Here is a 15,844-nt window from a genome sequence, read left to right on the forward strand (position 1 = left end):
GCCATGGAGTGAACTATGTCCCGTAAAGAGCTCGCCAATGCCATCCGCGCCCTCAGCATGGATGCCGTGCAGAAAGCCAATTCCGGCCACCCTGGCGCCCCCATGGGCATGGCTGATATTGCCGAAGTGTTGTGGAACGACTTCCTGAAGCACAACCCCAACGATCCTGCCTGGTACGATCGTGACCGCTTTATTCTGTCTAACGGCCACGCCTCGATGCTGCTCTACAGCCTGCTGCACCTGTCCGGCTATGATCTGCCGCTTGAGGAGCTGAAGAATTTCCGCCAGCTGCATTCGAAAACCCCGGGTCACCCGGAAATCGGCTATACGCCGGGTGTCGAAACCACCACCGGACCGCTGGGTCAGGGGCTGGCCAACGCCGTCGGACTCGCGATTGCCGAACGCACGCTGGCGGCACAGTTTAACCAGCCGGACCACGAGATTGTCGATCACTACACGTACGTGTTTATGGGTGACGGTTGCCTGATGGAGGGGATTTCGCATGAAGTCTGCTCGCTGGCGGGCACGCTGGGGCTCGGCAAGCTGATCGGCTTTTACGACCACAACGGCATCTCCATTGACGGGGAAACCGAGGGCTGGTTCACCGACGACACGGCGAAACGCTTCGAAGCCTATCACTGGCACGTCGTGCATGAGATCGACGGCCACGATCCCGAAGCGGTGAAAAAAGCGATTCAGGAAGCGCAGAGCGTGAAGGACAAACCGTCCCTGATTATCTGCCGTACGGTCATCGGCTTTGGCTCACCAAACAAAGCAGGTAAAGAAGAAGCGCACGGCGCGGCGCTCGGCGAAGAAGAGGTGGCACTGACCCGACAGAAACTGGGCTGGAAATACCCGCCGTTTGAGATCCCGAAAGAGATCTACAAGGCATGGGATGCGCGCGAAACGGGTGAAAAAGCCCAGCATGCCTGGAACGAAAAATTTGCCGCCTACAAAAAAGCATACCCGGAACTGGCGGCTGAGTTTTCCCGCCGCATGAGCGGTGGTCTGCCGGAAGACTGGGACGATAAAACCCAGGCACTGATTGAAAACCTGCAGTCTAACCCGGCGAAAATCGCCACCCGTAAGGCGTCGCAAAACACCCTGAATGCCATCGGCCCTATCCTGCCCGAACTGCTCGGCGGCTCGGCGGATCTGGCGCCGAGTAACCTGACCATCTGGTCGGGCTCGAAATCGCTGAAAGAGGACATCGCCGGAAACTATATCCACTACGGCGTGCGCGAGTTCGGGATGACCGCCATTGCCAACGGTATCGCCCATCACGGCGGCTTCGTGCCCTACACCGCCACCTTCCTGATGTTCGTTGAGTACGCCCGTAACGCAGCGCGCATGGCGGCGCTGATGAAGGCCCGGCAGATCATGGTCTACACCCACGACTCTATCGGGCTGGGTGAAGATGGCCCGACGCACCAGGCGGTGGAACAGCTGGCGAGCCTGCGCTTAACGCCAAACTTCAGCACATGGCGTCCGTGCGATCAGGTCGAAGCGGCAGTGGGCTGGAAGCTGGCGGTTGAGCGCCATAACGGCCCGACGGCGCTGATCCTGTCGCGTCAAAACCTGGCGCAGATTGAGCGCACCCCGGAGCAGGTGAAAAATATCGCCCGCGGCGGGTACATCCTGAAGGACAGCGGCGGCAAACCGGACGTGATCCTGATTGCCACGGGTTCTGAGGTGGAAATCACGGTGAAAGCGGCGGAGAAACTGACTGCCGAAGGTCACGCGGTGCGCGTCGTTTCCCTGCCTTCAACGGATATCTTTGATTCCCAGGACGAGGCATACCGTGAATCGGTGCTCCCCTCCAGCGTCGCGGCGCGCGTGGCGGTGGAAGCGGGAATTGCCGACTACTGGTATAAGTATGTGGGGCTGAAGGGGGCGATTGTCGGTATGCGGGGCTACGGTGAGTCCGCCCCTGCCGACAAGCTGTTCCCGTACTTCGGCTTTACCGTTGAGAACGTGGTGGAGAAGGCGTTGAGCGTGCTTTAGTGCGGTCTTCGTTGCCGGGTGGCGGCTACGCCTTACCCGGCCTACAACACCATCAAATCGTAAGCCGGACTACCGCGTGATCCACAGCGTGGGCCAGGCGTCCGGCCCGTTCCAGTTATCGCAGCTTGGCTCTTCCGCATACCGCACCAGGCGGAAGCGCTGGCCGTCGAAACGCCAGCGCGTCTGGATCCCACAATCACCGATCCCACGCCCCAGTGCGAGCGTCGTCAGCTCGCGTGTTTTTTCATCGAAGCTGGCGTTCATCAGTTCCATATCGCTACTCTGACTGGACGGGGTAAACGGCAGACGCAGCCTGACGCTGCGCGCGGTAAACGGTTTTTTACGCGATACCAGCCACGCCAGATCGACCGTATTGTAAGCCCCCGCCTCGCAGCTGACGATCAGCAGCGCTTTATCATCCGTTAATGCGGTGACGCGCACTTCGCGGCGGTTAGGATCCAGCGAGCACTGGCTGTTGTTCATCCGCCAGGTGCCGTAATCCAGCAGATCGTTTAGTTCAGCGTGGGAGAGTGGCGTTGGCGTGGGGTTCACCACGGCCACCTTTTTTAATGCCGGAGCTGGAGGCACGCTCAGCGGCGGGCTATCCCCTTTTTTAATCCATGCTGTTTCGCTCCCCACGCGCTTTTGCTGAGCGTCGATAAACAGCAGCGCCGCTTTCAGTCCGACCAGAGAGATCGTCTGCTTCCCTCCGCGCAGGGTCAGCCTCTGTCCTTCCTGAATCGTTTTCAGAAACGTGGTGAGGGTACCCGTATCGTCAGTCTTGAGATGCCAGGGCGTTAACTGCCAGTGCTGGGCATTGAGTTTTAAGGGAACGTCGTCGAGCAGCAGTCGGGGGGCGATGTCAGGCTCTTTTACCGGAGGAGCCGAAAGCCCGCCGAGATCGATACGCAGGCTGGCGTCCGTTTTTGCCCCAGCGCTACGGCTCAGCGTCATCACCAGCCCGCGGTGTTCACCGGTATTTCGGGCAACGCAAAAATTCTGGTTATTGCAGGTGACCTGCCAGTCAGAGAAAGACTGCTGCGCAGGTGCAGCCCACACCAGAGGTGCGGGTAGCACGCAAAAAAAGAAGAGAAGCAAAACGCAGTAGCGCATGAATGGCACAGCCCCGGAAACGAAAAGGTCAATCTGGGGCGTATCTTCGTGCCCTGGACGGGCGGGCTCAATCGGATTTATCGGATAGATTTATCTGAAATATAACTTATCACCGGACCTGCGCGGCGTTCATCACGCCGCTGGTTTGCAGATACTGCAGCAGGATCACCGCTTTACCGTCGCGTATCTCGCCGCTTTTCACCATTTCCAGCGCCTGAGCGAAGGGCATTTCAAGCACTTCAATATCTTCATCCTCGACCCCGCCGCCGCGGTGAGTACGCTGAGCGTCGGTGTATTCCGCAACGAAGAAGTGGACCAGCTCGGTCACCCCGCCTGGAGACATGAAAAGCTCAAAGACTTTTTGTACCGCACCCACCTCAAAACCCGTTTCCTCTATGGCTTCTTTGCGAATACAGACTTCCGGCTCATCGTCATCAAGCAGACCGGCGCAGGTTTCAATCAGGCGCCCGTCCGCGTTGCCATTGACCCATGTCGCCACCCGAAACTGACGAATCAATACCACGCTTTGCTTTTCGCGGTTATACAGCAGAATGGTAGCGCCATTGCCCCGGTCGTAGACTTCGCGTTTATGGCGAATAACGTCCCCGTTCTTACGGGTTAAATCGTAAGTGATGTTACGCAGGACAAAGTAATTTTCAGAAAGGATTTTGTCTTTGATAACGGTAATGTTCAGGGACATACGGGCTCCACGGCAAAATGAGTCTGTTTATACTACGCCGTGACGCTCGCTTTGTCGCCCGTGGGTTCAGACGGCGCGTTTCTCGCTGGATGATGTTTCCAGCTGCGCCAGGCGCAATAACCTTACTGTACGTATGAATAAAGTGTTTACTCATCACTGCGTTATCAGGCAATGTACACCTGCCCGAAACGTCTGATTATTTCTCCCAGAGAGCCGTTCTGTGACCGTTAAGCGACCCGTTTCCGGAAGCCTTGCCTGGGCTTTCTTTTCGATAATTGTTCTCTCCGTGCTGACCAGCAGCGTCGCGCTACTGACGCTTGCCAGCAGCCAGCGCGACGCTGAAGCCATCAACGTTGCGGGTTCACTGCGCATGCAGAGCTATCGTCTCGGTTACGAGATGCAGCGTAACAGCCCTTCCCTTATGGCGCATCGTGAGAACTGGCGGCAGACATTGAGCGCACCTTCCCTGCAAAAGCTGAACCGCTGGTACGTTCCGGGCAATGTCAAAACGCGCTACCAGCAACTGCAGTTTGCCTGGCTGGAAATGGATAAGCACATCGCCCGCGGTGACAGCGCATGGTATGCCGCGCATATTGAGGATTTTGTCGGCCGCATTGATGCCTTTGTGCTCGCCCTCCAGCATTACAGTGAACATAAAATCCAGACAGTGACCCTCCTCTCTCTGGCTGGCGCCCTCGGGATCCTGCTGCTGACGCTGTTTACCCTGCGGCGTATCCGCCGCCAGGTCGTATTACCGCTGAATAATCTGGTGGCGGCCAGCGAGCGGATTGAGCGAGGTGAATTTACGACGCCTGCGCCGGATACCGCCCTACCCAACGAGCTGGGCCAACTTTCCCGCGCTTTCAACCATATGTCGGGGGAGCTACACACCCTTTATCGGTCGCTTGAAGCTTCCGTGGCGGAAAAGACACGACATTTGCACGAAGCCCACCAGCAGCTCGACATGCTGTTTAAATGCTCCCAGGCGTTGAATACGGGGCAGATAGACAGCCATTGTTTTCGGCACATATTGCAGATTGTCCATGAATACACTCAGATGAATTACCTGGAACTCCGCACCAGTGACGACTGGCGACTGTGTGAAGGGACCGCGTCGGGCAGCATCCCGATGCAAAATCTGCCGGTACTGATGCAGGACACCCTTTACGGTGAACTGCGCTGGCAAAGCGAGACGGACAGCGTTCCCCTCCCGCTGATGAGAAGCGTGGCGACCATGCTCGGGCGCGGGCTGTACTTTAACCAGGCGCAAAAGCATTACCAGCAGCTGCTGCTGATGGAAGAACGCGCCACCATCGCCCGGGAACTGCACGATTCGCTGGCGCAGGTGCTGTCTTATCTGCGGATCCAGCTTGCCCTGCTTAAACGCGCGTTGCCAGCGGATAATGCTCCCGCGCAAACTATCATCACCGACTTCTCCCGCGAGCTGAACAACGCCTGGCAGCAGCTGCGCGAGCTGCTGACGACCTTCCGGCTGACGTTAAATCATGCGAATTTACCCGCAGCGCTGCAGGAGTCTCTCGATGCCCTGCAGAGCCAGACGCAGGCCAGGCTGCACCTCGACTGTCGTCTCTCCTCCCTGGCGCTTGACGCCCAGAAACAGGTGCATTTATTGCAGATCGTCCGGGAAGCCGTTCTGAATGCGATTAAGCACGCCCAGGCCAGCGAAATTACCGTTAGCTGCGTAACGGCGGTGGATGGCACGCACAGCGTCAGCATTCGCGACAACGGCATCGGGATTGGCGAGGCAAGCGAACCGCCCGGACACTACGGACTGAACATTATGCGTGAGCGCGCACAACGACTCGGAGGCATGCTGCACTTTTCGCAACCGCAAAACGGCGGCACGCTGGTCTGCGTGACGTTCCCGGTGCCTGCGCCGTTAACGGGTAAATAACGGTAAAGAGGCAAGCGCAGGGAAAAGCGCATGATAATTTACACTATCTCCTTTATTTCTCCACGTTTGACCTGGGCCTTACCGCTAAAGTTAGGCGGGCAATAAACAATAATGACGTGCAGCAAAACGAGGTCACTTTTACATGGCGAATTTTTTCATCGATCGCCCCATTTTTGCCTGGGTGCTTGCCATCCTGTTGTGTCTGACAGGTGTCCTGGCGATTACTTCTCTTCCTGTTGAGCAATATCCCGATCTGGCACCGCCTAATGTGCGTGTCACCGCAAACTACCCCGGCGCTTCCGCACAAACGCTGGAAAACACCGTGACGCAGGTTATCGAGCAGAACATGACGGGTCTGGATAACCTGATGTACATGTCCTCGCAAAGCAGCGCCACGGGACAAGCGACGGTTACCCTGAGCTTTAAGGCGGGCACCGACCCGGACGAAGCGGTGCAGCAGGTACAAAACCAGCTTCAGTCGGCTATGCGTAAGCTGCCCCAGGCGGTGCAGAACCAGGGCGTTACCGTACGTAAAACCGGTGATACCAACATTTTGACCATCGCGTTTGTCTCCACCGATGGCTCAATGGATAAACAGGACATTGCGGACTACGTCGCCAGTAATATTCAGGACCCGCTCAGCCGTATTAACGGCGTGGGGGATATCGACGCCTACGGCTCACAATACTCCATGCGTATCTGGCTCGATCCCAACAAGCTGAACAGCTATCAGATGACGGCCACCGACGTGACGGATGCCATCAAAGCCCAGAACGCACAAATTGCCGTGGGGCAACTGGGAGGAACGCCTTCCGTTGATAAACAAGCCCTGAACGCCACCATTAATTCGCAATCCCTGCTTCAGACACCGGACCAGTTCCGCAACATCACCCTGCGCGTGAATCAGGATGGCTCAGAAGTGCGTCTGAGCGATGTGGCGACGGTGGAAATGGGTGCTGAGAAATACGACTACCTGAGCCGATTTAACGGCAACCCGGCCTCTGGCCTTGGGATTAAGCTGGCCTCCGGCGCAAATGAAATGGCGACGGCGAAACTGGTGCTGGACCGTCTGGATGAGCTGTCGCAGTATTTCCCGCACGGGCTGGAGTATAAAGTCGCCTATGAAACCACTTCCTTCGTAAAAGCCTCGATTGAGGATGTGGTAAAGACCCTGCTGGAAGCGATTGCCCTGGTATTCCTGGTCATGTATCTGTTCCTGCAAAACTTCCGCGCCACGCTGATCCCCACTATTGCCGTCCCCGTGGTGCTGCTGGGTACCTTTTCGGTGCTTTACGCGTTCGGGTACAGCATTAACACCCTGACGATGTTTGCCATGGTGCTGGCAATTGGCCTGCTGGTGGATGATGCCATCGTGGTGGTCGAAAACGTCGAGCGCATCATGAGCGAAGAAGGTCTTTCCCCGCGCCAGGCCACGCGAAAATCCATGGGACAAATTCAGGGGGCGTTAGTCGGCATTGCGATGGTGTTGTCGGCGGTCTTTATCCCGATGGCCTTCTTCGGCGGCACGACCGGCGCGATTTACCGCCAGTTCTCGATAACCATCGTCTCAGCAATGGTACTCTCCGTACTGGTGGCCCTGATCCTCACCCCTGCGCTTTGCGCCACCCTCCTCAAGCCGCTGCACAAAGGGGAACATCACGGTCAGAAAGGGTTCTTCGGCTGGTTTAACCGGATGTTCAACCGCAATGCCGCCCGGTATGAATCTGCGGTCGGTAAAGTGCTGCACCGCAGCCTGCGCTGGATGATGATTTACGTTGTACTGCTGGGCGGCATGGTGTGGCTGTTTCTGCATTTGCCCACCTCGTTCCTGCCGATGGAAGACCGGGGGATGTTCATCACCTCGGTGCAGCTCCCGAGCGGCTCAACGCAGCAGCAGACGCTGAAAGTGGTCCAAAACGTAGAGCAGTACTTCTTCACCCACGAGAAAGATAACGTTGTGTCGGTCTTTTCGACCGTTGGCTCCGGCCCGGGCGGGAACGGACAGAACGTCGCCCGTATGTTTGTCCGTCTGAAAGACTGGAATGAACGGGACACCCAAACGGGAACCTCATTTGCCATCATTGAACGTGCCACTAAAGCCTTTTCCCGTATTAAAGAGGCGCGCGTCTTTGCGAGCAGTCCGCCAGCTATCAGCGGCCTGGGGAGTTCTGCCGGGTTTGATATGGAGCTGCAGGATCACGCCGGCGCGGGTCACGATGCGCTGATGGCGGCACGCGACAAATTGTTAGCGCTGGCAGGTAATGATTCTGGCCTGACCCGCGTGCGCCACAACGGCCTGGACGACAGCCCGCAGCTTCAGGTGGATATCGACCAGCGTAAGGCGCAGGCGCTGGGCGTCTCCATCGACGATATCAACGACACCCTGCAAACGGCGTGGGGCTCGAGCTATGTGAACGACTTTATGGATCGCGGTCGCGTCAAAAAAGTATATGTTCAGTCCGCCGCGCCGTACCGCATGCTGCCGGATGATATTAACCGCTGGTTTGTACGCAATAACAGCGGCGGGATGGTTCCCTTCTCGGCGTTTGCCACCTCGCGCTGGGAGAGCGGTTCGCCGCGTCTGGAGCGCTATAACGGTTATTCTGCGGTGGAAATCGTCGGGGAAGCCGCGCCGGGCGTAAGTACCGGCACGGCCATGGACACCATGGAAAAACTGGTGCAACAGCTGCCCGCCGGTTTTGGTCTGGAATGGACGGCCATGTCTTACCAGGAACGTCTCTCCGGCGCGCAGGCCCCCGCGCTTTATGCCCTTTCTCTGCTGGTGGTGTTCCTCTGCCTTGCCGCGCTGTATGAGAGCTGGTCGGTTCCGTTCTCGGTCATGCTGGTGGTACCGCTTGGGGTTATCGGTGCGCTGCTGGCAACCTGGATGCGCGGCCTGGAAAACGATGTTTACTTCCAGGTCGGGCTGCTGACGGTGATCGGCTTGTCGGCGAAAAACGCCATTCTGATCGTTGAGTTTGCCAACGAGATGAATGCCAAAGGCCACGAGCTGATGGCCGCCACGCTACATGCCTGCCGTCAGCGACTGCGCCCGATCCTGATGACCTCGCTGGCCTTTATTTTTGGCGTATTGCCAATGGCAACCAGCACGGGTGCAGGTTCCAGCAGCCAGCACGCGGTCGGTACCGGGGTAATGGGGGGCATGATTTCGGCCACCATCCTGGCCATTTATTTCGTGCCGCTGTTCTTTGTGCTGGTGCGTCGTCGCTTCCCGCTCAGAGAGCGGCAGGAATAACATTCAGCCATAAAAAAGGCGGCTTTATCAGCCGCCTTTTTATTGTGTGATTAATTCACACTATGATTATTTTACTTATTTAAGTGCTCTTGCAATTCTTACTGAATGTCATTTACGAAGCATGCCTTCGATAAAATCTTTCCAGTTCCCCAGTTCACGTTCAATCATAACAACCTCTCTTATTATTATGCGCATTCTACGAAAACGTATCATCATTGTGAAGACTATTTAACCAATTGCTGTGATTGTACCCCGCCACCGTTGGGGATTTATGATAAATATGAATGGAGAATCTTAAATTTTGTGTGACGGCCAGCAATATTTTGAAATAACCCTACGAACGGGTGAGCTTTATTTTACCAGCTGAGTTTGTTAGCAATTTATACCCGGTGGACATCTATGCTTAAATGATGAAAGAATATTCAGCGTACAGATGTGCGTTGAATTAAGCAGACGTGTAAATCCAGAGTATTCCTGAATGTGTTATATTCTACTTAAGGATATATCTTCGAATTTATTGAACATTTAATGGTCATAAGGACAAAAGGATTCACCATGGTTGTGATGTACGGCATTAAAAATTGCGACACCATCAAAAAAGCCCGCCGCTGGCTGGAAGCGAACCACATCGAGTACCGCTTCCACGATTACCGTGCCGATGGGCTTGATGCAGATTTTCTGCATAACGCCATCAATGAACTGGGCTGGGAGGCACTGCTTAACACCCGCGGTACCACCTGGCGTAAACTGGACGAATCCCTGCGCGCCAGCATCGTTGATGCCGACAGCGCGGCAAAACTGATGCGTGAAATGCCGGCAATTATCAAACGCCCATTGCTCTGCAAGCCAGGTCAGCCTATGCTGCTGGGTTTCAGTGAAACCCTTTATTCTGACTTTTTCGTTGAGGTGTAGTGTATGTCATGCCCGGTCATTGAGCTGACTCAACAGCTTATTCGCCGTCCTTCCCTTAGCCCGGACGACGCAGGTTGTCAGGCATTAATGATTGAGCGCCTGCGTGCCATCGGTTTTACCGTTGAACGCATGGATTTTGGCGATACTCAGAACTTCTGGGCGTGGCGCGGCCAGGGTGAAACGCTGGCGTTTGCCGGGCATACTGACGTCGTTCCCGCAGGTGACGCAGATCGCTGGATTAACCCGCCGTTTGAACCGACCATCCGCGATGGCATGCTCTTTGGCCGCGGCGCGGCAGACATGAAAGGCTCGCTGGCAGCGATGGTGGTCGCGGCTGAACGCTTCGTGGCTCAGCATCCGAACCACAAAAACCGTCTCGCGTTTTTGGTCACCTCCGACGAAGAAGCCAGTGCCCATAACGGTACCGTGAAGGTGGTTGAAGCGCTGATGGCGCGCAACGAGCGTCTCGACTACTGTCTGGTCGGCGAGCCGTCCAGTACCGAAGTGGTGGGCGATGTCGTGAAAAACGGTCGCCGTGGCTCACTGACCTGTAACCTGACCATTCACGGCGTTCAGGGACATGTTGCTTATCCACATCTGGCCGATAACCCCGTTCATCGCGCTGCGCCAATGCTGAGCGAACTGGTGGCGATTGAGTGGGATAAAGGTAACGAGTTCTTCCCCCCGACCAGTATGCAGATTGCTAACGTCAAGGCCGGGACCGGCAGCAACAACGTGATCCCGGGGGATTTCTTCGTCCAGTTCAACTTCCGCTTCAGCACCGAACTGACCGATGAGATGATCAAAGCGCGCGTTGTCGCGCTGCTGGAAAAATATCACCTGCGCTACACCGTGGACTGGTGGCTTTCCGGCCAGCCGTTCCTGACGCAGCGCGGCAAACTGGTTGATGCGGTAGTGAACGCCATCGAGCACTATAATGAAATTAAGCCACAACTGCTGACGACGGGTGGCACTTCAGACGGACGCTTTATCGCCCGTATGGGAGCTCAGGTTGTCGAACTGGGGCCAGTAAACGCAACCATTCATAAAATAAATGAGTGTGTTAATGCGGCAGATTTGCAACTGCTGGCTCGTATGTATCAACGTATTATGGAGCAACTCGTCGCCTGACGAATGCTCTGAGAGGAATAGCGAATGGATTGGCTTTCAAAGTACTGGTGGATTCTGGTGCTGGTGTTTCTGGTCGGCGTACTGCTCAACGTGATTAAAGACCTTAAGCGCGTTGACCACAAAAAGTTTCTTGCGAACAAGCCGGATCTCCCGCCACACCGCGATTTTAACGACAAGTGGGACGATGACGACGACTGGCCGAAGAAAGACCAGAAGAAGTAATTGTTAATCTCACCCCTCCCCCTAACCCTCGCCCCTGTGGGGAGAGGGGCTGGGGGTGAGGGGGAAAGTGCCTACATAAACTCAACAATATTATCGTCATTCGGCTTGCCGCCGCTGAGCGCTTCATCAAAGTAGTGCTTCGGTACGGTATAACGCAGATGATCGAGCGCGAATTGCATGCTGCGGTCGTCAATCGCATGGCCCAGATCGTCAACGATATCCAGCGTCACATCCCCACCTTCACGAATCAATGCTTCATGAGCGGCAACCGCATGTGAAAGCTCAATGACCCGGTCTTCACCACCGTGGATCAGATGGATCGTGGTCTGCGTGGTCGCACTCGTCGGCAGCGTCGCAAAGCGGCCGTTAAACGCGATCACCCGTGAAACCAGACCCGGCTGCGCTTTCACACTTTCCAGGGACATGATAGATCCCTGCGAGAAGCCAATCAGCGCGGTCGCGTCAGCACCCACGCCGCTCTGCTGCTGCCAGTAACGTACGATGTCGATAAACGTGGGCATGATGGCATCAATGCGCGCCTGACGGTTCTCCTCCGTCACGCCCTGAACCGGGAACCACTGTCGTCCGTTCGGACCACACGGTTCTACGCCGCCGATGCTGACAATCAATGCTTCAGGGAAAACAGGCGCAAACCAGCTACCAATCTGCCCCATATTGACGGCATTATCGCCAACACCATGAAACAGAAGCAGTAACTGTTTAGCCGGTTTGTCAGGGCTTTGAACAACAAAATGGTCGTGTTTCATGGCGGTCTCCTTAATTGATGAGCAGGATTTTACGCCTATGCGGGGTAATGACCATGCCACTTTACTGAAGAAGTCATTGAAAAAATTGCCATTGCAAAATGTCTGCTTTCAACTGCTGACAGCGCGAATAATCAAGGCTCTCAAGCGCTTGCGCGGTTTCTTCGCGAAGCTTTGCCAGTAACGCTTTTCGCCCGACCGCTTCGCTTCTCCCCTCGATTTTCCCGCGCAGCGCCGGAAGCGACATATCTGTGGCTAACAGCAACCGCGTCAGCGCGGCTACCGAGGTTGAAAACGCCCGGTGCGCAAAAGCAAACCCCGCCAGCTCCAGCCAGTCGTCACTATTAAGGGTAGCTTCCCAGGCATCAGTCACCGGGATGTTTTCGCCATTCCAGGCCGACAGGACGCGCATATCGCGGCATAAACGCCGATGTGCCTGCGTACACAGTTGATGCCCGGCTTCGCTCTGCGGCAGCAGCGCCATCGCCGTGTAACACCCGCTGCTGGCTTCCCGATGGCTGCCCATTCGCACCAGCACAAACCCGCACCGCTGCCAGAAACGCCACAGCTCGTCGGTATAACCAAAACTCACGGAGAGATAATCTTCACCGCTGGCGTTCAGGATCAGCCGCTGACCGATGCCTTCCCGCTGACGACGGGGATGAACCGCAATGCGGCTAATCCGTCGGCCTTCCAGCGTCGCCGCAAGAGGCGTTCCGCCGTGCGCCGCCAGCGACTGCGCCACAAGGTTCCCGCGTGGACGACGAGAGCCAGCCCACACCGCCCGGCTGAGTTCGGGGGACAATCCGCCCTCGTCCACCAGCCAGATCGCGCCCGCAATATCAGCCCCCGCGTCCGCAACAGCAAAGTGCTGGCCGGGGGCGTCCATCATCCGGCGTAAATCGAGCGGTGAGGTCCGGTAGTGGGCAGCACAGAGCAGTTCATAAACGCTTGCCACTCGTGCCGGGTCGCTCTCCCACTCTTGTGGCTCCAGAGACCTTACAGACACCTCACCTTCCGGTTTGTGGTCGATAAGCGCATCGTCAAACAGCAGCGTATTCGCCACGATCCGTTCAAGCGGACATCCGGCCGCCCAGCGAATGGGGGTGGATAAGGTATAACGCTGCAACCCACTGAATCGGGCGCAGAACTTCAGCAGAAATCCCCTTCCCGTCCCTTCGTAACCCTGAACCGTAGTGGTCAGTAATACGCGGGGAAAGCGTGTCACCAGCTTCTCCAGCAGCGGGCCAGGGATGGCTGCCGCTTCATCGACAATCAGCCAGTCGGCCTGCAGCGTGGAGTCCAGCAGCGCATCGGGTGCCATAAAGTGAAAACGCTCGCCCGCGAAACGCGCGATGACATCCGCTGCGCCTTTCGCCGGGGCCGTCACCACCGCACTCCCCTGGATGCTGCCCAGCAGCATCCCCGCCAGCGCTGACTTTCCGCGTCCGCGAGGTGCCGTCACGGCAGCGATGCCCGCAGGCATGACCAAAAGCGCGTCGAGGATCGCCGCCTGCTCACGCTGCGGCTCACCGCTGGCGGGCTGCCAGGCGGGTAAATCTGGCGCAGCGGGAAGCGTCAGGGGATGATGCTGTTGCCAGACGATCGCATCCGTATCGGCGGCAAGCGTCCGGCAAAAATGGTGAACAAAGTGCGGGGTAGCGATCGGCTCTGCGCTGTCACTCCAGCGCACAGAATCGCTGTCTGGCCTGTCGGCCCAGCCAGAGAACGGTGGTACTCGCAGTACGAGGAGGCTCCCGGCGCGCAACGTTCCGCTGAGTGCGGCGAATGCGGAGACGTCAAACCCGGCATGCGCGTCAAACACAGCATGCAGGTATTCGCGTCCCAACAGTCCGCCGATGGCGTTAGACGGGTTTTCATTCAGCCACAGCCAGTCTCCCGGTAAAGCATCACGCAGGGCGGTGGCCTGGCTCAGCGTCCACGGCTCATCGCCCGTGAGCACCACCAGACGGCGGTGCCCGGTTCGCTCAAGCTCGCGTATCAGATGTGCAAACGACACCATCACATGGCTTTGCCGAAGGTATTACACTGGGCAGGATCACCGCTGTCAAAACCGCGTTTAAACCAGGTGTAACGCTGTTGCGACGTACCGTGAGTGAAGCTGTCCGGCACGACGCGTCCCTGGCTTTGCTGCTGAAGACGGTCATCGCCGATGGCCTGCGCCGCGTTTAATGCCTCTTCAAGATCGCCGGATTCCAGTACGCCCTGCTGCTGCATGCTGTGCCCCCAGACGCCTGCGAAGCAGTCCGCCTGCAGTTCCATCTTGACGGAAAGACGATTCACTTCAGCCTGAGACGCATTTTGCTGAAGCTGACGCACTTTTGGCTCAATGCCCAGCAGCTTCTGCACATGGTGCCCGACTTCATGCGCGATCACGTAGCCCTGGGCAAAATCACCGTCAGCGCCAAGCTTGCGTTTCATGTCATCGTAAAAAGAGAGATCGATATAGACGGTGCCATCTGCCGGGCAGTAGAACGGCCCCATCACAGATTGACCGGTACCACATCCGGTGCGGGTTGCGCCCCGGTACATCACCAGTTTCGGCTGCTGATAGGTGCGCCCCATCTTCTCGAACTGCTGACCCCATGTATCTTCAGTGGTCGCGAGAATAACGGAGGTAAATTTGGCCGCTTCATCTTCGTTCGGGCTGATGGAGCGCGGAGACTGTGGTTGCTGTTGCAGCGGCTGACCGGTCATCAAACCGGTGAGGTCGACCCCGTAATAGCCTGCGACCAGTACCACAATCAGCAGGATGAGACCGCCCTTGCCGCTGGGTAGCCGAAAGCCGGGCCCCCCCATTGAAGGACCGCCGCCGCCATCACTGCGCCTGTCTTCTACATTGTCACTTTCACGACGCCCTTGCCAGCGCATAACCACCTCGAACTATTCCATTAATAATAGCTATGATCGTAGGCGGTTAACGGCAAGATTACCATAGGAAACAAAGGTAAGACGCCAAAGGATGCAAACATCCTTTGGCAAGTGAGGGAGTTAGTCGAGCTTAACGCCTAAACGGTGAGCAACCGCTTCATAGGCTTCAATCAGGCCACCCAGGCTCTGACGGAAACGGTCTTTGTCCATTTTATCCAGGGTTTCTTTGTCCCACAGGCGGCTACCGTCCGGGGAGAACTCATCACCCAGCACCACTTCGCCTTTGAACAGACCGAACTCCAGCTTGAAGTCGACGAGGATCAGGCCCGCATCGTCAAACAGCTTTTTCAGCACGTCGTTGGCTTTGTAGGTCAGCTCTTTCATGCGCGCCAGGTTCTCTTTATTGACCCAGCCGAAGGTTTCGCAGTAGGAATCATTGACCATCGGATCGTGCATGGCATCGTTTTTCAGGAACAGGTCGAACAGCGGTGGATTCAGTTCGATACCTTCTTCAATACCCAGACGCTTCACCAGGGAGCCCGCTGCACGGTTACGAATAACGCACTCAACCGGAACCATATCCAGTTTTTTCACCAGACATTCCGTATCGGACAGCAACGCTTCCATCTGAGTCGGGATACCCGCTTCGGCCAGTTTGGTCATAATGAAGTGGTTGAACTTGTTGTTCACCATGCCTTTACGATCGAACTGCTCAATGCGCGCGCCATCCCCTGCTGACGTATCATTGCGGAACTCGAGCACCAACAGATCCGGGTTTTCCGTGCTGTATACGGTCTTCGCTTTGCCACGATACAACTCAGCTTGCTTCTGCATCTTCATTACTCCTGGTGTGATGATTTGTGTTCAAAACTGGGCATATTATGCCACGCACACGTTTGCGTAGCACGAAAATAAAAAGGGCGGGATTAACCCGC

13 protein-coding genes are annotated in these 15,844 nt (G+C 56.5%); 6 read left to right on the forward strand and 7 right to left on the reverse strand.

The features are described from left to right. Positions 1–15 precede the first annotated feature (15 nt). Entirely contained in the window at positions 16–2,004 is a 1,989-nt protein-coding gene (tkt, locus tag ACMGGM_RS07280; protein ID WP_045134552.1) for a transketolase, read from the forward strand. 69 nt (positions 2,005–2,073) lie between these two features. Here tkt and ACMGGM_RS07285 read toward each other — a convergent pair whose 3' ends face one another. Further along, a complete protein-coding gene (locus ACMGGM_RS07285) occupies positions 2,074–3,117 on the reverse strand; it encodes a DUF1176 domain-containing protein (protein ID WP_023331047.1) in 1,044 nt (347 codons plus the stop codon). Between the two features lie 109 nt (positions 3,118–3,226). Next, positions 3,227–3,817 carry a GDP-mannose pyrophosphatase NudK gene (gene nudK / locus ACMGGM_RS07290; RefSeq protein WP_014884757.1) on the reverse strand — a complete coding sequence of 197 codons (591 nt, stop codon included), beginning with the start codon at positions 3,815–3,817 and terminating at the stop codon, positions 3,227–3,229. 220 nt (positions 3,818–4,037) lie between these two features. Here nudK and narQ point away from each other — a divergent pair, with 220 nt between their 5' ends. Both narQ and acrD read left to right on the forward strand, forming a co-directional pair. Next, positions 4,038–5,732 carry a nitrate/nitrite two-component system sensor histidine kinase NarQ gene (narQ, locus tag ACMGGM_RS07295; protein WP_045134553.1) on the forward strand — a complete coding sequence of 565 codons (1,695 nt, stop codon included), beginning with the start codon at positions 4,038–4,040 and terminating at the stop codon, positions 5,730–5,732. 142 nt (positions 5,733–5,874) lie between these two features. After that, a complete protein-coding gene (acrD, locus tag ACMGGM_RS07300) occupies positions 5,875–8,988 on the forward strand; it encodes a multidrug efflux RND transporter permease AcrD (protein WP_014884759.1) in 3,114 nt (1,037 codons plus the stop codon). Between the two features lie 108 nt (positions 8,989–9,096). Here the strand turns inward: acrD and ypfM are convergent, their stop codons facing one another. Beyond that, positions 9,097–9,156 carry a protein YpfM gene (ypfM, locus tag ACMGGM_RS07305; RefSeq protein WP_015572204.1) on the reverse strand — a complete coding sequence of 20 codons (60 nt, stop codon included), beginning with the start codon at positions 9,154–9,156 and terminating at the stop codon, positions 9,097–9,099. Between the two features lie 387 nt (positions 9,157–9,543). On the opposite strand from ypfM, the gene ACMGGM_RS07310 reads away from it, so the two are divergent. The 3 genes from ACMGGM_RS07310 to ACMGGM_RS07320 are packed head-to-tail and all read left to right on the forward strand — an operon-like array spanning position 9,544 to position 11,253. Beyond that, entirely contained in the window at positions 9,544–9,900 is a 357-nt protein-coding gene (locus tag ACMGGM_RS07310; protein WP_014884760.1) for an ArsC family reductase, read from the forward strand. A 3-nt stretch (positions 9,901–9,903) separates the two neighbouring features. Further along, positions 9,904–11,031 carry a succinyl-diaminopimelate desuccinylase gene (gene dapE / locus ACMGGM_RS07315; RefSeq protein ID WP_014884761.1) on the forward strand — a complete coding sequence of 376 codons (1,128 nt, stop codon included), beginning with the start codon at positions 9,904–9,906 and terminating at the stop codon, positions 11,029–11,031. A gap of 24 nt (positions 11,032–11,055) precedes the next feature. Next, positions 11,056–11,253 carry a YpfN family protein gene (locus ACMGGM_RS07320; RefSeq protein ID WP_014171111.1) on the forward strand — a complete coding sequence of 66 codons (198 nt, stop codon included), beginning with the start codon at positions 11,056–11,058 and terminating at the stop codon, positions 11,251–11,253. 71 nt (positions 11,254–11,324) lie between these two features. Here ACMGGM_RS07320 and ypfH read toward each other — a convergent pair whose 3' ends face one another. From ypfH to purC, 4 genes are all read right to left on the reverse strand, one after another. Next, a complete protein-coding gene (ypfH, locus tag ACMGGM_RS07325) occupies positions 11,325–12,020 on the reverse strand; it encodes an esterase (protein WP_045135490.1) in 696 nt (231 codons plus the stop codon). Positions 12,021–12,093: 73 nt separating this feature from the next. Continuing rightward, positions 12,094–14,040 (reverse strand): tRNA(Met) cytidine acetyltransferase TmcA, encoded by a 1,947-nt coding sequence (locus tag ACMGGM_RS07330; protein WP_063943768.1) that lies wholly within the window; start codon positions 14,038–14,040, stop codon positions 12,094–12,096. Beyond that, entirely contained in the window at positions 14,040–14,909 is an 870-nt protein-coding gene (locus ACMGGM_RS07335) for a neutral zinc metallopeptidase (RefSeq protein ID WP_045135492.1), read from the reverse strand. The genes ACMGGM_RS07330 and ACMGGM_RS07335 overlap by 1 nt, the downstream gene beginning before the upstream one ends. 120 nt (positions 14,910–15,029) lie before the next feature. Then, on the reverse strand, positions 15,030–15,743 hold the full coding sequence (gene purC, locus ACMGGM_RS07340; protein ID WP_008501631.1) for a phosphoribosylaminoimidazolesuccinocarboxamide synthase: 714 nt from the start codon (positions 15,741–15,743) through the stop codon (positions 15,030–15,032). Positions 15,744–15,844 lie beyond the last annotated feature (101 nt).

This window comes from Enterobacter sp. BNK-14 (genome assembly GCF_047456095.1).
Taxonomy (GTDB): Bacteria; Pseudomonadota; Gammaproteobacteria; order Enterobacterales; family Enterobacteriaceae; genus Enterobacter; species Enterobacter kobei.